General features: G+C 56.3%; 13 protein-coding genes and 1 tRNA gene. 7 read left to right on the top strand and 7 right to left on the bottom strand.

The genetic code is table 11. The features are described from left to right. Window positions 1–157: 157 nt before the first annotated feature. From ACW17M_RS15350 to ACW17M_RS15330, 5 genes are all read right to left on the bottom strand, one after another. Window positions 158–1558 carry a sigma-54-dependent transcriptional regulator gene (locus tag ACW17M_RS15350; protein ID WP_027958616.1) on the bottom strand — a complete coding sequence of 467 codons (1401 nt, stop codon included), beginning with the start codon at window positions 1556–1558 and terminating at the stop codon, window positions 158–160. A gap of 11 nt (window positions 1559–1569) precedes the next feature. After that, complete coding sequence (locus tag ACW17M_RS15345; protein ID WP_022522398.1) at window positions 1570–3015, bottom strand: ATP-binding protein; 1446 nt, start codon at window positions 3013–3015, stop codon at window positions 1570–1572. Window positions 3016–3068: 53 nt separating this feature from the next. Further along, a complete protein-coding gene (locus ACW17M_RS15340) occupies window positions 3069–4283 on the bottom strand; it encodes a PQQ-dependent sugar dehydrogenase (RefSeq protein ID WP_457547740.1) in 1215 nt (404 codons plus the stop codon). Between the two features lie 56 nt (window positions 4284–4339). Further along, window positions 4340–5215 carry an AEC family transporter gene (locus tag ACW17M_RS15335; protein ID WP_009288356.1) on the bottom strand — a complete coding sequence of 292 codons (876 nt, stop codon included), beginning with the start codon at window positions 5213–5215 and terminating at the stop codon, window positions 4340–4342. Between the two features lie 78 nt (window positions 5216–5293). After that, a complete protein-coding gene (locus ACW17M_RS15330) occupies window positions 5294–6208 on the bottom strand; it encodes a LysR family transcriptional regulator (protein WP_400672342.1) in 915 nt (304 codons plus the stop codon). A gap of 214 nt (window positions 6209–6422) precedes the next feature. On the opposite strand from ACW17M_RS15330, the gene ACW17M_RS15325 reads away from it, so the two are divergent. Next, on the top strand, window positions 6423–8387 hold the full coding sequence (locus tag ACW17M_RS15325) for a ligand-gated channel protein (RefSeq protein WP_141440755.1): 1965 nt from the start codon (window positions 6423–6425) through the stop codon (window positions 8385–8387). A 154-nt stretch (window positions 8388–8541) separates the two neighbouring features. On the opposite strand, the gene ACW17M_RS15320 is transcribed toward ACW17M_RS15325, so the two are convergent. After that, window positions 8542–10674, bottom strand: coding sequence for a TonB-dependent receptor domain-containing protein (locus ACW17M_RS15320; protein ID WP_457547739.1), 2133 nt, complete (start codon window positions 10672–10674; stop codon window positions 8542–8544). 245 nt (window positions 10675–10919) lie between these two features. Here ACW17M_RS15320 and ACW17M_RS15315 point away from each other — a divergent pair, with 245 nt between their 5' ends. The 5 genes from ACW17M_RS15315 to ACW17M_RS15295 are packed head-to-tail and all read left to right on the top strand — an operon-like array spanning window position 10920 to window position 16692. Next, on the top strand, window positions 10920–11876 hold the full coding sequence (locus tag ACW17M_RS15315; protein WP_457547738.1) for an ABC transporter substrate-binding protein: 957 nt from the start codon (window positions 10920–10922) through the stop codon (window positions 11874–11876). Window positions 11877–11929: 53 nt separating this feature from the next. After that, the gene (locus ACW17M_RS15310) at window positions 11930–12898 is read left to right on the top strand and encodes a FecCD family ABC transporter permease (RefSeq protein WP_457547772.1); all 969 of its coding nucleotides are present in this window, start codon (window positions 11930–11932) and stop codon (window positions 12896–12898) included. A gap of 38 nt (window positions 12899–12936) precedes the next feature. Beyond that, window positions 12937–14034, top strand: coding sequence for a FecCD family ABC transporter permease (locus ACW17M_RS15305; protein ID WP_457547771.1), 1098 nt, complete (start codon window positions 12937–12939; stop codon window positions 14032–14034). Next, the gene (locus tag ACW17M_RS15300) at window positions 14031–14846 is read left to right on the top strand and encodes an ABC transporter ATP-binding protein (protein ID WP_457547737.1); all 816 of its coding nucleotides are present in this window, start codon (window positions 14031–14033) and stop codon (window positions 14844–14846) included. Before ACW17M_RS15305 ends, ACW17M_RS15300 begins: the two co-directional genes overlap by 4 nt. Before the next feature lie 28 nt (window positions 14847–14874). After that, window positions 14875–16692 (top strand): ABC transporter ATP-binding protein, encoded by a 1818-nt coding sequence (locus ACW17M_RS15295; protein ID WP_457547736.1) that lies wholly within the window; start codon window positions 14875–14877, stop codon window positions 16690–16692. Between the two features lie 17 nt (window positions 16693–16709). Here ACW17M_RS15295 and ACW17M_RS15290 read toward each other — a convergent pair whose 3' ends face one another. Then, a complete protein-coding gene (locus ACW17M_RS15290) occupies window positions 16710–17300 on the bottom strand; it encodes a hypothetical protein (protein ID WP_009288351.1) in 591 nt (196 codons plus the stop codon). A gap of 112 nt (window positions 17301–17412) precedes the next feature. On the opposite strand from ACW17M_RS15290, the gene ACW17M_RS15285 reads away from it, so the two are divergent. Then, window positions 17413–17489: transfer RNA gene (locus ACW17M_RS15285), tRNA-Ile, on the top strand. Window positions 17490–17922: the final 433 nt, after the last annotated feature.

Genomic DNA, 17922 nt, shown 5'->3' with positions numbered 1-17922 from the left:
TAGCAAGTGTACCGCTCCCTACGATGGTAAATCGCCTCAGCTGTTTGTTCCCTGCGGCTGCTCCACACGATTTGCCATCCTTTCCGCCCCCGCGCCCGCGGGGGTTTTTTTGTCTGTTTTCTAGCTAGCGCATCCCGCCTTATCAGTATCCTGGTAGTTACTCTTCACTGTCTTCCAGGCGACGATAGAGCGTCCGACGAGCAATGCCCAGCACTTCTGCGGTGCGTCGCTTGTTGCCACCCGTTGCTTCTAATACCTTGTTAATATAGCGCTTTTCAACTTCTTCTAGGCTAGGCCAGCGGATTGGCGTTGCCGAGGGCACCTGGCTCCCTGCCAGCACTTCGCCACTGACGGTAGGCACCAGTGGGGTACCGCTTTCCACCGTTGATTGTTCGCGCAGCCGTTCGGGCAGATCTTTATGGCTGAGCGAGCCATCTTCGCTCAGGGTAACTGCCCGCATGATGGCGTTTTCCAGTTCGCGAACGTTACCGGGATAGGCATAGTTGAGCAGGTTGTTGAGCGCTTCTGGCTCGATTTGCTCGATCTGCTTGCCCTGGGCCTCGGAGTGCTTGTCGATAAGGGCAAAAACAAGGTGCTCAATATCGGTACCGCGCTCGCGTAGCGGAGGAATGCGCAGCGAGAACGTTTCCAAACGGTAGAACAAGTCGCTGCGGAAATTCTCCTGCTCGATTTCCTTCTCCAGGTTGCGGTGAGTCGCAGCGATGATGCGGACATCTACTGGCTCTTCGCGCTCGCCGCCCACTGGGCGCACGGTTTTCTCCTGCAAGGCCCGCAGTAGTTTAGCCTGCAGATTGATGGGCATTTCACCAATCTCATCTAAAAACAGGCTGCCGCCCTGAGCGCTTTGAAAGAGCCCTTTGCGCGCCTCATTAGCCCCGGTAAAGGCGCCTTTTACATGACCAAAGAACTCACTCTCCATCAAATCTGCGGGAATGCTCGCACAGTTAACCGGCACAAAGGGTTGGTCATTGCGAGGGCTTTCCTGGTGAATGGCGCGGGCGAGTAACTCTTTGCCGGTACCGCTTTCCCCTAAGATCAAAATGGGGGCATCGCTTTTGGCAAGGCGGGAGGCGTCATGAAACAGTGTCTGCATGACCTGGCTTTTACCCACAATGCCGTGGAAATGGCTGATATCCGTGTCGTGGAAAACCGCCAGGCGTTGGCGTTCCAGCACACGAAATACGGCATCGCGGATGGCATCAAGGTCTAACGGCTTGGTTAAAAAGTCGTCAGCCCCTAGCTTAAGTGCCTCAACCGCCTGATCGATGGTACCGAAAGCGGTAATCACAATAATGCCCAGCTCACTGCCTGCTTGGCGGAGCTGCTGGAGTAGCTGAATGCCGGTCATACCCGGCAGTCGCACGTCGGTAATTACCAGTGAGACGGTGGTGTGGCTTAGTAAGGCGATCGCCTCTTCAGCGCTAGGTACGCCGAGCGTCGTGTAGCCTGCATCCTGCAGTTCTTCTTCTAATAACTCACGTATAGCGGCGTCATCTTCAACCACCAACAAAGGTAAAAGGGGATCCTGTTGGGTCACAAACGTTGTCCTCACGCGGATGCGGTTTCACTAATAGGTAGTGTGATTTCAAATCCAGCGCCGCCAAGGGCGCTGTCAAACACGCCGATCGTACCGCCGTGGTCGTTAATAATGCGATGTACCATAGAGAGTCCCAAACCGCTGCCTTGACCGACCGGTTTGGTGGTGAAAAATGGGTCGAACACTTTGTGATGATGGGCACTGGGTATCCCTGGGCCATCATCTTCCACCCACAGTATTAATTCGTGCTCTTGCTGCTGGGCGCGCACTCGAATTCTGTTCACTTCGGGGGCTTGCGCTGCATTGCGCAGCAAATTGGTCAGCACCTGCACAATTTGTTGGCCGTTGGCGAGTAAGTTGGGTGTCGGCGACGGTAATTCAATGTCTAAACGAATATTGCGTGGCTCCAGCTCGTCTTCAACCAAATCGCTGGCATTCATAATAAGCTGATCAAGCGCCAGTTCGCCTTTCTCTACGTTATGTTGGCGGCCTAATTCCATCAACTGGCGCACAATTTCAACGATGCGCTCGACTTCGCCACGAATACGCCCTAGTCGTGCGCGTTCGTCATCGCCAATCACATCGCGGCGAGCCAAACGCTGGGCCTGGCCATTGATCACCGTTAACGGCGCACCTATCTCATGGGCAACGCCGGCTGCCAATACGCCCAGTTCAGCCAGCTTTTTCGATTTGCGCAGGCGCTTTTCAAGCTCAATTTCGCGCCGTTGGCGATTTTCGATCTCTTGGTCTTTTTCGGCCATCGCATCCAGCATGCCATTCAAACCGGAGGCAAGGTGGCGATATTCGATAGGGCCGTCTTCGGTGGCGCGTTGGCTGCGGTCACCTTTTTCTACCAACTGCATTACGTGCAGCAGCCGGTTAAGCGGGCGCTCGATATGGCGGCGAAACCCCCACCAAATACTAAACACGATTCCGGCGGCGCCAATCACAAACACCAACACGGCCACAATACTGATAAAACCCGTGTAGTTCTCAATACCGGTATTTAGCCGATTAACCTGCAGTACCCCATATACAGTGCCATCTTGTGAGCGCAAGGGTGTCAATGCAGAGTAGTAATTCCACCCATCGTGTTGGCGATAGTTGCTATATAAGTCATCGCGCTCAATGATTTGTTGAATCTCTTCACGGCTGAAAATATCTTTGCCTAGGCCCAGCCCGTAAATATCGCGACCTTGGGTATCGAATACATAGGCACCGTAAATTCGATGGAAGGAGAACGCCGACTGTAACGCTTCTTCAAGCGGCGTATTGCTATCTGGCGTAACCGCGTAGCTGAGCGACGAGCTCAGCGTACGGGTAATAATCTCAACTTCCGTTTGTAGCTTTGAGCGTACGTTATCTTCGAGCGACTTGATTGCCACTAAGCTAAAAACCACCAGGATGACAAACAGCGGCACAATCACAGTCAAAATAATCAAATTGCGTAGTCGCATGGGGCATCCATGGTGGTTTTAATACGTTTTAATATCAGCCAGTGAATGAAGCGCTACTGGTTCGTTGGCGCTAGGCGGTACAAGCCGCCCTGGGGGGCGTCAGTGAGTAAGTAAATGGCATCATCAGGGCCTTGGCGAACATCGCGAATGCGACCCACTTCGCCTTGTAAAATCAGCTCTTCCTCGGTGACACGGCCCTCTTCCAAGCGCAGGCGCAACAGCTTCTCGCTACCTAGCCCACCGGCTAATAAGTTGCCTTGCCACTCACTAAAGGCGTCGCTAGTCACTTCGGCAAGCCCAGCGGGGGCGAAGCGGCCTTCAAATACATACACTGGATCAACCATGCCGGGGAGCGAATCTTCGCCAATCGGCTCGTTGGTTGCATAGTCATTGCCCTGGCTGACCTTTGGCCAGCCGTAATTATTGCCCGCTTCGATATGATTCAGCTCGTCGCCGGTGCGGGGGCCATGCTCTGACGCCCAGGCTTCGCCGTTACTGAGCACGGCCATGCCTTGAATATTGCGATTACCCATGGAGTAAATTTCATCCAGGGTGGTGTCATCACCAACGAAAGGGTTGTCATCGGGAACGCCGCCAGTAGCGGTAAGACGCAGGGTAGAGCCCGCGTGGTCATCGCTTGCCTGGGCGCGGGGCGGTTCACTGCCGCGATCCCCAATACTCATTAGCAGGGTACCGTCGGGCAGCCACGCCAACCGCGAGCCGTAATGGCGGCCCGGCCCAGAGGCGCGATCTTGTTCAAACAAGTGTTCGACCTCTCCTAGCTGGCCATTGTGCCATTTTATTCGCGATAATGCTGAACGGCTGTTATTGCCCTCGGGCTTGCTCCAGGTGAAATAGATCCAGTCGTTATCACCCTCGCCATTTCCGCCTTCAAAATCAGGATGTAACGATACGTCTAGCAAACCGCCCTGGCCCTGAGTACTCACTTCGGGCATGCCTTCCAGCGTACTGGGTTCACCGCTTTCGGGGTCGACAAGTTTCAGCTGCCCGCTGCGCTCGCTCACCAAGTAGCGGCCATCGGGTAAAAACGCCACCGCCCAAGGGTGCTCAAAACCATCGGCGATACGCTCAATGGAAAGGTTTAAATGGTCGGTTTCCAGCGATTCCTGGACGATTTCCGCATTTGCCGTGTTAATAGCGCCCGCCAGCACTAGTCCACTGATCCTTGCCCAAGCCCCAGGGGGCAGTGGGCGTTGGGTATGGTTGTTCATGTGAAGCATAGCGTGCCCTCTGGTGACGTTAATCATTGGCATCCTTGCCAGTAGTCTAGCAGTGACCTTTTAGTCACGTGTGGGTTCCACTATTACATGAGTAGGGCGAGCAGCACGGGTAGGTAAAACAGCGCTAACAACGTTGAGCAGAAGACCAAACTGGCGACATAAACGGGTTCGCGCTGGGCACGCTGAGCAAAGAGATAATTGAATACCGCCACCGGCATACACATTTGCAGCACTAAAATGCTCTGTGCCAGTGGCGGAAGGCCCACCCAGCCAGCGATCAACCAGGCGACCACGGCAGCGAGGGGCACGCGCACCAGACTAAATCCGAGCCCTGAACGCAGGTTCTTCACCTGAATGCTGGCTAGCGATACGCCCAGAGTAATGAGCATGAGCGGTACCGTGAACCCCGACATTAAGTCCACCGTATTCGCCAACCAGGGCGGCAGGGAAGTGTCCGTCAGCAGCAGCGCCATGGAAATCGCAATAGCGTAAACCGTGGGCGTTTTGGCAAGCGTTTTGAGCGGGTTGCCCTGGCTATTAAGCACCGCGCCTAAGGTGAACTGAAACAGCGAGACAGTCACCATCACCGTGATGCCGTAGGCAAACCCGGCACTGCCAAAGGCGTAAAGCACCACCGGTAAGCCCATATTGCCGGTGTTGGGGTACATCATGGGGGCAAGCAGCACTCGCCAGCTGCGGCGCAACAGTTTTGCCACCACAAAAGTAGCGGCCCCCATGGTGATAATCACCAGCGCGGCGGCCAGCATCGTCTGGCCAAAGGTGGTGGCATCGATATCGGCACCCGCCAGGGATGCTAATACCAGTGAGGGTGTGCCAATGTTAAACACTAGCCGGGTAATGAAGTCGACCGGGTAGGGATGGCCTAGGCGTACCCACAGGTAGCCGAGCCCTGCACCAGCCAGCACGGGCGCCATGACGGCAAAAAGTTCGGCAAGCATTGGCTGTCCTTGGCAATCGTTAGCCGCCCATTGTCGTTAATAAGCGGGCTAACTGGCAAGGCAAACACTCGAATTAACCTAGACGGCGGCGGCTGACGTGCGCCACGGGGCGGGCACCTGACTGCGTAAAAACTCTAACAGCGCGTGGGTACGGCGTGATTGATGGCCGTAGGCGTAGAGCAACGTGATGGGGAGAGGCACCGGCTCCCAGCCCGGCAGGCAGTTAATCAGTTCGCCTGGATGATGCTGTTCGCGTTTTGCAGTTAACCAGTGTGAGAGCAACCCGATCCCCTGGCTGCGCGCGATGGCATCAATATGCAGGGCAGTAAGGTCTACTCGCAGCCGGGAACGGGGCGGGTTAAAAGCGTACTGGCCATGCTCTTGATGAGTGAGCAGCAGCCCATCAGAGGCAGAACCCAACAGATCTATCCAGGCGTGCTGGTTCAGTTCGTCGGGGTGTTGAGGCGTGCCAGCCGCCGCTAAATAGTGTGGGCTGGCATAAAGCCCGCGGGTTAAATGCCCCAAGCGCTCCTGGTTTAGCCCGCACTCGTGCGTTGGCCCAAGCCAGACATGAACGCTATTGCTGTGCATTTTAGTGGGTGGTGTTTCCCTGGTGTGTAGCGTTAACTCTACCTTGGGGTGGCGGTTTAAGAAGGCATCAATCGTGCCGGGTAACCAGCTGCGTGCCAGGGCACCGTGTACCTCAAGGGTTATTTCGCCGCTAATCTCCTCACGCAGCTCTGCCAGCGCCTCCTGGCTATGAGCCGCCATTGCCAGAAGCTCGGTGCAGTAGTTGTGAAACAGTAACCCCGCCTCGGTAGGAATCAAGCGGTTGGCCTGACGGCGCAGCAGTGGCTGGTTAAGCCGGGTTTCGAGCTGGCTGATACGGCGGCTAAGGGTCGATTTGGCTAATCCGAGCTTTTGAGCGCTGCGAGTCAAACTGCCCGTGGTCATCACATCGGCAAAGGCGGTAAGTTCGTCAAAGTCATACATGGTCAGGCCCACGGAAAAGGGTGAGCGCTAATTGTGCCATTTTTCGGTGCGAATGAAAATAATAGGCATTTGTGTTCCGGTATGCTGAACGTACCGTCTCACCCCAGTGTGCAAAGAGTGTGTAAAAATATTAATGCTAATAATTCGCATTTAATAGAGCGAATGCTGACCCACATTCCTCACACACATTGCTCACACTATGAAGGACGAAGTTATGTCTCCCTGTTTGCGCCGAACGCTGCTGGCCAGCGCCATCTCTTCCCTTGCCAGTAGCGCATTATGGGCACAAGAAGCACCCCGTTTAGACGATATGGTGGTCACTGCGTCGGGGTTTGAACAGCAGATTACCAATGCGCCTGCCTCTATCAGCGTGGTTTCCCGGGAAGAGTTAGAGCGGGGCCACTATCAAAGTGTCACCGATGCGCTGCGTGACGTGCCCGGTGTGATTATTACTGGCGGGGGCGCTGGGGATAACGGTCAAGATATCTCCATTCGTGGTATGCCTTCCCAGTACACGCTTATCTTGGTGGACGGACGCCCGCAGAATTCCCGCGAGTCCCGACCCAATGGTAGCGCCGGGTTTGAGCAAGACTGGCTGCCACCGCTACAGGCTATCGAGCGCATTGAAGTAGTGCGTGGGCCAATGTCGACGCTCTACGGCTCCGATGCCATCGGCGGGGTAATTAACGTGATTACCCGCAAGGTTGCGCAGGAGTGGCACGGTAATGTTCAACTCGACACCGTGCTTCAGGAAGACAGCGACTCCGGCGATAGCCGCCAAGCTAATTTTTATCTGAGTGGCCCGCTGGTAGGGGAGCGTTTAGGGCTTCAGCTCTATGGTCGCGCCTCTCAGCGCGATGAAGACAATATCCTCAACGGCTATGAAGATAAAAGCCTACAAAGCCTTACCGCACGATTTAGCCTTGCCGCATCAAAAAAACACGACTTCACGTTTGAGGCCGGTATCACGGAGCAGGAGCGCGAATCGCTGATGGGCAACTCGGCGCCATCAGAGGGCTGTCGCGGTGGTTGTGAGGATAGCTTCAATGACTATACCCATCAGCACGTTGCGCTAACCCACAGTGGCCGCTTCGATTGGGGTACCAGCGAAACCTACCTGCAGCGTGAGCGCAGCGAAAATAAATCGCGGGATATTGAAATCACCAACACCACCGCCAAAACCAGCGCGGTCATTCCGCTAGGCATGCATATGGTGACGGTAGGCGCTAACTACGAGGAAGAGTCGCTTGACGATAGTACGACGAATCAATTGCCTGGTTCTGATCGCAGTGAGATTGAGAATAGCCAATGGGCACTCTTTGTTGAAGATGAGTGGATGCTTACCGATTCCTGGGCATTGACCGGCGGTTTACGTGTTGATGATGACGACAATTACGGTAGTCATTTAAGCCCGCGTCTTTACAGCGTGTGGAATATGACGCCTGATTGGACGTTGAAAGGCGGCGTTTCAACCGGTTATCGAGCGCCTAACCTGCGCGAGATTACTCCCGACTGGGGACAGGTCAGCCGTGGTGGCAATATTTACGGTAATCCTGACCTTGAGCCAGAGACCTCGCTCAATAAAGAGCTGGCCCTGCTTTATGCCAACGATAGTGGCTTGAGCGGCGGTGTCACGCTATTCCATAACGACTTTGACGATAAAATTACCCGCATTGCTTGCCCCATCGATATCTGTACGGATGGCGCTAACGATTATGGTAGCGACCCGACTTACCGCGTCAACGTGGATGAAGCGGTGACTCAGGGCGTAGAGGCGAGTGTGGCTGCGCCGTTAACCGATACCGTTGAGCTAACGGCCAGCTACACCTATACCGATAGCGAGCAAAAAAGCGGTGAGTATGCAGGCGAGCCGTTAACACAGCTGCCTAAGCACCAGGTATCCGCCTCGTTAGATTGGCAAGTCTCTGCCAAGTTGAGTCAATGGACAAAAGTCACTTACCGCGGCGAAGAGAGCCAACCGACTACTGGCCCTTCGAGCAGTGCCATTGTGGCTCCTTCCTACACCTTTGTAGATGCAGGTATTGGCTACCAGCTAAATGAATCGACTCAACTGAACGCGGGTATCTACAACCTGTTCGACGAAGCGATTGACTACGATGAGTACGGCTATGTGGAAGATGGCCGCCGGGTTTGGTTAGGTCTCAACGTCGCCTTCTAAACGCTAGGTTCCCGTTATAAACGCAGTACAGCAGCGGCTATCCAGCGATAGCCGCTTTTTTGGCTGCTAGGCAAGGAGAGGAGAGTCAGCAAAAAAGCCCCAGCGCATGGCCGGGGCAGAAATCAGCATTGAAACAGTAGCGAGCTGAGATCGATTAGAACTCGTAGCGGGCGGATAGCCACAGACGGCGACCCTCTTCGCTATTGGCGTAAACGTTGCCAAAGCTGGAGCCATCGCCGTAAGCGCGGTAGTCGACAAAATCTTTATCAAACAGGTTATAGATGGTTGCGCTCAGATTAAGCTGATTGGTGACTGCATAGTTACCGCCTAAGTGAAACAGTGAATAGGCTTTAAAGTCGCCCAGGTCATCAAACGAGGGGGCACCGCGGACGCTTTCGCGGTTACGGTAGCGTTCGCTGCGGTATTCTGCTGATAGCCAGGTATCCAGCTTTGCCGTTGCCTGCCAGCGTAGGGTGGCGTTAATGGCGTGTTCCGGGGTATCTGTCAGCGGCTCGCCCTTGTTATCGCCACTCTTCTGTTCGCTATCGGTGTAGGTGTAATTGGCGTTGACGCGCCAATCGGGAGCGAACTGGTAGCCAGTAGAGAGCTCAACCCCTTGGGTGATCGCTTCATCGATATTGATATCCTGGCTATACAGGCCGTCAGGAATCAGCGGGTCGTTTTCCACCAGGATATCGCTGCCACTGGCAATCTTATCGTCAAACTGGTTGTGGAACAGCGTGGCGCTGGCGGTAAAGCCTTGCTGGTTGTCGTAATGGGCGCCGATCTCGCTGCTGGTGCTGGTTTCAGGCTCAAGATCCGGGTTACCAATAGTTAGTACGGTGCCTTGGCCGGTAACGCCATTGATGCCATCGTGAAGATCATTAAGCGTGGGCGTTTTATAACCGCGGCTCACGCCACCTTTTAATGTCCAGTTGGGCGCCGTGTTCCACACCAAGTAGCCGCGCGGGCTGAACTGGCTGCCAAAGGCATCGTGGTGATCGTAACGGCCACCTAGGGTCAGGGCCAAATCGTCCCGTAGTAGCCACTCATCTTCCGCAAATAGCGACCAGGTGGTTTGGGCAAAGATCTCACCGGCCAAGCCGTCGTCAAGCTCGGCATCCCACCACTGCATACCCACGGTGGCCATATGGTTGTCTAGCGGCATGATGAATTTGCTGTCGAGCACGGTATTGGTGGTTTCCAGCTCCCGCGGCGCACCGCCGACAATGCTGGGAAAGCCTTCGTAAGCGACGCCCACATCACCAGGAATCGTGCGTCCTTTGGTTTCGGTGGTATTGCGCATCAGGCTGGATTCCAACGTACCCGAGGCAAAACGTCCGGTGTGGCCAATGGCGATTTGCTCGCGCTCAAAACGGAGTTCATCCGCATAGCCGGTGGCGCTGCCAGGGTCGGGCGCGCAGCTGCGGGTGCGTCCATCCAGGGTGCCTAGCTGGCACTCGTCGTTGTTATAGCGTTGACGATTGACTTCACCATCTAGCCACAGGTCATGGCTATCAGAGGGTGTCCAGGTTAGCTTGCCGCCGATGTTGTAGGTATCGCCTTCCACCGGGCTGGGGCCGCGCTGGCTAACCTCGATAGGATTGCCGTCACCGTCGGTGTAGGTGAGTTCAGAAGCATCGCGCTCATAAACCCGGCCACGCAGTTGAAGGCCAAGGGTATCTTCCACCAAAGGGCCGCTGGTATACAGGTTGATCTCGCGGCGATCACCGAAGTCGCGATTCTCGTTAAAGGTATTTTCGACCCCGATAGAGCCAGTCCACTCGCGGCCAACCCGGCGGGTAATAATGTTGATTACCCCACCCATGGCATCAGAGCCATATAGTGTCGACATGGGGCCGCGGATAACTTCAATGCGTTCAATGCTGGAAACCGGCGGAAAGAAGCTGGTGGAAGTTTCGCCAAACCCATTGGGCGTCACGCTGCCAGCGGTATTCTGGCGGCGGCCGTCAATCAGAATCAGTGTGTAGTCGCTGGGCATACCACGGATACTAATATTGCTACCACCGGTTTTGCCCACTGAGCCGCCGACATCCACTCCCTCAACGTTACGCAGGGCATCGGCAATACTGGTAACCCGTTGACGCGAGAGCTCCTCGCGGGAGATCACCGAAATGCTGGCGGGGGCATCGACCATCGCCTGTTCAAACCCGCTGGCCGAGACAACGATATTGTCCAGCTGTTGATCTTCTTGAGCGGTGGCTGTGCCTGCAGAAACAGCAAGCGTGACGGCGCTAGCCAGAACAGAGCGAGTAAAGCGTGGCATGTCATTCCCTCTTGGTTACGATAATTATTAGCTAATGATATTGGTTATCAAATAAAGGCGGGAGTCTAAAAAGAAAAGTTCCCAAACGCGAGGGGATGAACGAGGAACGTTACGTTGCGTGAACTGAAACAGCGGGGTGGTGGATAGGTTGCAAGAAATGGAACACGCTATTCCCAGGAATAGTAGTGCAAGTGCTTTTGAGAATCGTTATTATCCTTACCAAAGTACCGTATTGAGAGAAACTTATGCTGGTTAAAACGACATCAATGGCCGCCACCCTCGCTAAGAGCGGGCGTTTAGGTATGGTCGGCATATTGCTAAGTATTTTTGTGGCAGGCACTGCGCAAGCGCGCACGCTGGAAACCGCCTTTGGCGACGTAGACATTGAGGGAACCCCAAAGCGCGTCGTAACACTCTACGAAGGCGCTTTGGACGCTGCGGTAGCGGCAGGCGTGGACCCGCTAGGCGCTGTGACGACGCGTGGTGGCGACAACGTGGCAAGCTACATTGAAGCGCATCTTGGTGAAAACCCGCCCGCGATTATGGGTGTGGTGCGCGAGATCAATATCGAGGCCGTGCTGGCGCAGCAGCCGGATCTAATTTTGGCACCCGCCCAGCTTTCTGATGAGCAGTATCAACTGCTGTCACGTATTGCGCCCACGGTGGTTCCTCCGACCCAGCCACTGGCGCCGGATAACTGGAAAGCTGAAGCCCGCCTTTACGGCGAAGCGCTTAATCGCCAGGCCGCCATTGCAGAAGCAATTGAGGCCGTTGAGCACCGCGCCGCCGAGGTCGCCGAGGCAGTGGAAGAGGCCGGTGTGGGGGGGAGCGCCTTCTTGGTGCGCTGGATGCCCGGCGGCCCCATGGTGATGTCGGAAAACCTTTTCTCTGCAGGCTTGTTAGCCCAAGCGGGTCTGGATGTTCAGGATGCTGGTTTGGTCGGCGAGCGCGGCGTGCATAGTGATGTGCTGAGCCTTGAAAATCTTTCCCAAGTGGACGGCGACTGGCTGTTCCTGGCAACGCTCAACGAGGATGGCCAAGCGGCGGTGGACGCAGCCAAGCAGAGCAGCGCCTTTACGCGCCTAAACGTGGTGCAGCAAGACCACGTAGTGCCGGTGGATGGTCAACTATGGACAAGTGCCAATGGCCCGCTGGCCGCCCAGGCGATTCTTGACGATATAGAGGCAGCGCTGTTGCCGTGACAGTTCCACGTTTTGCAACGCCTAACGTTAGGCGTGCTACTCCCCGAATGCTAATGCTGCTACTACTCACCGCCCTTGTGGCGGTGAGTCTCGTTAGTCTATTAATCGGCGCGGGTAGCGTTGGCCCCGGCAGGGCCCTGGCGCTACTTGGCGGTGCTCAGGACAGCGAAGCGCAGTTTATCGTGTGGGAGCTGCGCGCACCGCGCACCTTAATTGGCATTACGGTGGGCATGGCATTAGGCGTCGCTGGCGCCCTGTTACAAGCGGTGGCACGCAATCCGTTGGCTGAACCCGGATTGTTAGGGGTTAGCGCGGGGGCGGCGTTTGCCGTGGCGCTGGCATTAGTGCTGGGTGCCAGCGCCGCCACGTTACGCATTTCAGTCGCGCAGTTAGGCGCGCTGGTAGGCTGCGTGTGCGTATTGAGCGTGGCGCGCTTTCGCGGCGTGGGTAACGACCCTATCCGGCTCGTGCTTGCCGGGGCAGCGTTCTCTGGCCTGCTCGCTTCATTAACTTCATTGATACTGCTTTACGACCAGCGTGCCGCTGATGAAATTCGTTTCTGGGTGGTTGGCAGCTTGGCAGGCCGTCGCTTGGACGACCTGCTTGCGGTGCTGCCCAGTATGTTGGTCGCGGCAGTGCTGGTTGCACTGATTGCTCGGCCATTAGCCGCCCTGGCCCTGGGCGAGCGAGTGGCCTCGGGTTTGGGCCACCACCCCAACCTCATTCGTTGGTTGGTTATCGCCTGCGTGGCGCTATTGGTGGGTGCTGCCACCGCCATCGCCGGGCCCATCGCCTTTGTTGGATTGGTGGTGCCGTTTGTCGCACGGGCCTTTGCCGGGCCTGATATTCGTCGCACGCTATGGTTTTGTCTGCCCATCGGGCCGCTGATCGTCCTCGCGGCCGATATCATCTCACGTGTAGTGGTCGCTCCTTCGGAACTACCGTTGGGCGTACTCACCGCGCTATGTGGCGCCCCCGTACTAATAGCGGTCGTACGTGCACGCCGCCTACCGATGCTATGAATTCGCTAATGAAAACCACGCCGATAAAAAGCTCGTCTATGCCTTTCTCTTCGCAAGAACCGTTCCGCGCAGACGGCAATAACAGCGTAACGCCACCGAAAGGTTACTGGCGATTCGCTTGGCGAAGCGGGGAGGTTACGAACAGTCTGTTGTTTGAGCAGCGTGCGGTGGCCGTTAACCTGGGCCTGTTTGGCGCGCTTATGCTCGCCAGCGTTATTTACCTAAGCCTAGGCAGCGTTAAGGTCGCCCCTATGGCGGTGCTGCAGGCGCTGTTTGGTAAAGCCGATATGATGGCGAGCTTTGTGGTGCAGGAGCTACGCTTGCCGCGTTTAGCCGCCGCCGCTAGTACCGGGGCGGCCTTCGCGTTAGCGGGTATTCTGATGCAAACCCTGGCCCGCAATCGCTTGGCAACGCCGGGTATTATCGGCATTGATAATGGCGCGACGGCGTTTGCAGTGGCCTCCATCGTAGGCCTTGGCGTTTCCATCGCGCCGCCTGCCATGGCGTTAGCAGGGGCCACCACCGCAGCGGTACTCACCTTCGGGCTCGCCGCGGGCAACGGCACCCAGGGGTATCGCTTTATCGTGGCGGGGATTGGCGTAGGCGCGGTGTTTGGCGCGATAACGCAATTGATGCTGGCACGAGTCGCCATTGATACCGCCAATGCCGCCTACCCATGGACGGTGGGTTCGCTCAATGCCCGCCCTAGCGGCGCACTGCAATTACTCATGCTCGGCTTGGCGTTAGGGCTGGCAACTGCTTTGGCGTTAGCCCGTTCGCTAACGCTACTGCGTTTCAAGGATGCTACCGCTAGCGGGCTAGGCGTCAACGTCAATCGACGCCGGTTGGAAGTGCTGCTGCTATCTGTCGCCTTGACGGGGTTGGCGGTCGCCGTTGCCGGGCCGGTGGGCATGGTGGGGTTGATTGGCCCGGAGATTGCCCGGTCGCTGTCCAGTTCACGCAGCGTGCCTGTTTTGGCGGCAACGCTAGCGGGGGCGCTGGTAATGGTGCTCGCCGACTTGGCCGGACGTACGCTGCTGGCGCCTATCGAGATTCCGGTGGGTATCGTTACCGCCGTGGTCGGTGGGCCCTGGTTACTTTGGATATTAATGCGTCCGCAACGGAGCTCCACATGAGTCAATCTCCAACATCTACCATGCCCTCTCTTGCCACGCAGTCGCTCGGGATGAGTTATGGCACCCGGCAGGTGATCGATGGCTTGGATATCAGCCTGCCCAGCGGCCAAGTCACTGCCATTGTGGGCCCCAACGGCTGCGGAAAATCAACGCTGCTGGCCGGGCTTGCTCGTTTACATAAACCCGATAGCGGTGCCGTATTGCTGGATGGCGCCGATATTCAGCGCCTGCCCACTCGTCAACTGGCCACACAACTGGCGCTACTGCCTCAGGAGGCCGTCGCGCCGGAAGGGCTCACCGTGACCGAGTTAATCCGCTTTGGTCGCCAGCCCCACCAAGGCTGGTTACGCCAGTGGTCAGCAGAAGACCAGCGCGTGGTGCAGCATGCGCTAGCGGCGGCAGGGCTTGAACAACTCGCTGACAGGCCAATTGACGCGCTTTCCGGCGGCCAGCGCCAACGCGCCTGGATCGCCATGAGCATCGCCCAACAAACGCCGCTGTTGTTGCTGGATGAACCCACCTCCGCGTTGGATCTGGGCCACCAGATTGAAGTGTTCGAGCTGGTGAAGCATCTTGCCCACCATGGCCGTACCGTGGTGATGGTGCTGCACGATCTTGCCAGCGCCTGCCGCTACGCAGACCATCTAATCGCCATGCGCGAAGGTCAGATTATCGCAGAAGGCCAGCCTGCCCAAGTGGTCACCCCAGACTTGGTACGAACGCTTTATCAGGTAGAATGCTCGCTATTAACCGACCCCGCTACCGGCTGCCCGTTACTGACCAATGTGCGGCGCACCCCGGCGAGCGCCTAGTCAAACCGACAAAAAATCTCAGTAAGGAATGCTCGTGTCCTCTCCTGCACACAGTTTTCAAGCGTTGCTGCGGCTACTGCGCTACGCCAAAGGCTACCGGCGCCGTATCATTGCCGCCACCACCTGCTCGATTATCAATAAGCTGTTTGATATTGCCCCAGAAATTCTGATTGGGGTCGCCATTGATGTGGTGGTCAACCAAGAGCAGAGCTTTGTGGCCAGCCTCGGGTTCGAGACGCCCCAACAGCAGATCACCATGCTGGCGGTGCTAACCTTTGTTATCTGGGCGGGGGAGTCGCTGTTTGAGTACCTGTTTCAAATCCTATGGCGCAACTTAGCCCAACGTTTACAGGCGGATATGCGCCAGGATACCTACGAGCACGCTCAACGGCTGGATATGGCGTTCTTTGAGTCGAAAAGCTCCGGCCAGCTTGTGGCCACCATGAACGATGACGTCAATCAGCTCGAGCGCTTTTTAGACGGCGGGGCTAATTCGCTTATTCAGGTGGTGGTCACCGTGGTGGCAGTGGGGGCGGTATTCTTCGTGCTTTCGCCGCTGATTGCGCTGCTGGCGTTTACACCTATTCCGCTGATCATTTGGGGGGCGTTCTTCTTCCAGCGCAAAGCCGGGCCGCTCTACAGCGACGTGCGTGAAAAGGTCGGTGATTTAGCCAGCCGTTTATCCAACAACCTAAGCGGCATCGCGACGATTAAAAGCTTTACCAGTGAAGACCGCGAAGCTGAACGTCTACGCGAGGCCAGCGAAGCCTACGTAGAAGCCAACAGAAGGGCGATCAAGGTCAGCTCGGCGTTTATTCCCGTGATCCGTATGGCGATTTTGGCAGGCTTTCTGGCCACCTTCACTGTGGGCGGCATGATGGCGCTCAACGGTTCGCTAAATGTGGGCGCTTATGGCGTGCTGGTCTTCCTGACGCAGCGGCTGCTCTGGCCGCTCACCGGCCTGGCCCAGGTGATCGACCTGTTCGAGCGCGCCATGGCCAGCACGCGGCGGATTCTCGATCTGCTTGAAGTGCCGATTACGGTTAAAGACGACAGCACCACTCCGCTCACTCAGCCGGTGCGCGGCGAAGTGACCATTGATAATGTCAGCTTTCACTACGCTACCAGTGGCGTTGGCGTGGAAAACATTCACTTACACGCACCGGCAGGCAACACTCTGGCTTTAGTAGGCGCGACCGGCTCGGGAAAATCGACTCTAATTAAACTGCTGCTGCGCTTTTACGACCCGGAAAACGGGCGGGTACTCATCGACGGCCAGCCGATTACCGAGGTCAGCATGAACTCGCTACGCCAGTCGATTGGTCTGGTCAGCCAGGACGTTTATCTATTTGAAGGCAGCATCCGCGACAATATCGCCTACGGCAAACCTGACGCGGACGAAGCGGAGATTATCGACGCCGCCAAAACCGCCGAGGCGTGGAGCTTTATCGAAACGCTGCCCCAAGGGTTGGATACGCCGGTAGGGGAGCGGGGCGTGCGGCTTTCCGGTGGTCAGCGCCAGCGACTTTCCTTGGCGCGGGCGCTGCTTAAAGACCCACCTATTTTGGTGCTGGATGAAGCCACCAGCGCAGTGGACAATGAAACCGAAGCGGCCATTCAGCGCTCGCTCAAGCGTATTGCCCATGGCCGCACGGTGATTATGATTGCTCACCGGCTTTCTACCATCGTGCATGCCGATGAGATCGTAGTGATCGAGAAAGGCCAGGTGGCCGAGCGGGGTACTCATTCAAGCCTATTGGCAGCTGACGGCCACTACGCCGCCCAGTGGCGGGTACAAACCGGCGAAGCCCAGGCGGGGGATGTGGAAGCAGTTAGTAGCCTTTAACGACTACCGATTAACTATTACCTATTAACCAGGAGCGCATTGAGGGTGACGGGCACATGCTCGTCAATCTCCTGGTAGCCTAGTAATGACATCACGGTGCGCACCGTGCTGTTGGCCATCAGCGCTCGGCCATCCATCGCCATGGGCTCCGCGTGGGTTACGCGTATCTCGTTCAAGCCTTCACGAGTAAACCGCAGCGGCACGGATTCCTGTTGGTTTACCATGTCTGATTGAACGCTAAAGGTCAGCGTCTCAACCAGGGATTCGCCAATATCCAAACCGTCCAACCGCTCTGGCGGCATTTGCGCCTCTAGCGTCACCAAGGTGGTGTTCGCCAGCAAACCTATCCAAGGTGGCAGCTCGCCAAAGCGTTCCAGCACATCCGTTTGGCTGAGCTTTAACGGCAAGCGCAGGGTGCCATCGCTGGAGATATCACCCTGCAGATCGCGCACTTGGTGGTGATGAGTTTGCGGTGTTTCGCCGTTCAACTGAGTAATTGACGCCTGCACCCGCGACTGGCCAGGATCAAGCTGCCAATCAGCGTGCACGGGCAGCGCCAACAATAAGGGGAATAGAGCAATCAATGCTTTCACAGCGCGCCTCCGCATAAAGAACTACTCACCAGACTGCCCAATCCCCATAAAGTGCCGTAATGACATCAAGATAGCGCAAAGGGGCTAGCCTCACCCGGCCACATTCGCTATGATATGCACGCTTTTCGGGCCTATAGCTCAGTTGGTTAGAGCAGGGGACTCATAATCCCTTGGTCGTAGGTTCAAGTCCTACTGGGCCCACCATTCTTGCTTGTTCAAGCAAGGGATTATGAGTCCCTTGGTTCTCAGTGGTACTAAGTTGCTCGATATTCCCCTTCCTCCGTGTTTACGTCTCGCATGCTTGCGCTTGATGGCTTATCGCCCGTTGATGGGCGTGTATGATATTGGTCTTTAATTGTTTATTGATAGCGTTGGTAAGCAAGCCACTTTGAAGCCGCAAGTGTAGCGGTCAATACCAGCTCAAGCTATGTCTCCTGTACGCACCAGTACGACGTTGAATTACCTTATTCTCATGCTAATAAAATAAGTGTTAGTGCGAAGCAAGCTCATTCCTGATTCCGTGAAGCCAGCGCCGACACTTCCCCTATCACCGCCAGCGAGCATTTTCTGACCGCCGATTCCGTCTCAACCGCTGAACGCATACCGGGGAGGACCAACCATGGCGACGCTGACCGAC

The organism is Vreelandella sp. 2A-K22 (assembly GCF_054065485.1).
Note: the sequence above shows the minus strand (reverse complement) of the source record. Positions and strands in the feature narration are given on the sequence as shown.

What these genes read in the sequence shown, in the direction of transcription:
- ACW17M_RS15345 (WP_022522398.1), bottom strand. Translation starts at nt 3,015, where the DNA reads ATGCGACTACGCAATTTGATTATTTTGACTGTGATTGTGCCGCTGTTT.
- ACW17M_RS15340 (WP_457547740.1), bottom strand. Translation starts at nt 4,283, where the DNA reads ATGATTAACGTCACCAGAGGGCACGCTATGCTTCACATGAACAACCAT.
- ACW17M_RS15335 (WP_009288356.1), bottom strand. Translation starts at nt 5,215, where the DNA reads ATGCTTGCCGAACTTTTTGCCGTCATGGCGCCCGTGCTGGCTGGTGCA.
- ACW17M_RS15330 (WP_400672342.1), bottom strand. Translation starts at nt 6,208, where the DNA reads ATGTATGACTTTGACGAACTTACCGCCTTTGCCGATGTGATGACCACG.
- ACW17M_RS15325 (WP_141440755.1), top strand. Translation starts at nt 6,423, where the DNA reads ATGTCTCCCTGTTTGCGCCGAACGCTGCTGGCCAGCGCCATCTCTTCC.
- ACW17M_RS15320 (WP_457547739.1), bottom strand. Translation starts at nt 10,674, where the DNA reads ATGCCACGCTTTACTCGCTCTGTTCTGGCTAGCGCCGTCACGCTTGCT.
- ACW17M_RS15315 (WP_457547738.1), top strand. Translation starts at nt 10,920, where the DNA reads ATGCTGGTTAAAACGACATCAATGGCCGCCACCCTCGCTAAGAGCGGG.
- ACW17M_RS15310 (WP_457547772.1), top strand. Translation starts at nt 11,930, where the DNA reads ATGCTGCTACTACTCACCGCCCTTGTGGCGGTGAGTCTCGTTAGTCTA.
- ACW17M_RS15305 (WP_457547771.1), top strand. Translation starts at nt 12,937, where the DNA reads ATGCCTTTCTCTTCGCAAGAACCGTTCCGCGCAGACGGCAATAACAGC.
- ACW17M_RS15300 (WP_457547737.1), top strand. Translation starts at nt 14,031, where the DNA reads ATGAGTCAATCTCCAACATCTACCATGCCCTCTCTTGCCACGCAGTCG.
- ACW17M_RS15295 (WP_457547736.1), top strand. Translation starts at nt 14,875, where the DNA reads ATGCTCGTGTCCTCTCCTGCACACAGTTTTCAAGCGTTGCTGCGGCTA.
- ACW17M_RS15290 (WP_009288351.1), bottom strand. Translation starts at nt 17,300, where the DNA reads ATGCGGAGGCGCGCTGTGAAAGCATTGATTGCTCTATTCCCCTTATTG.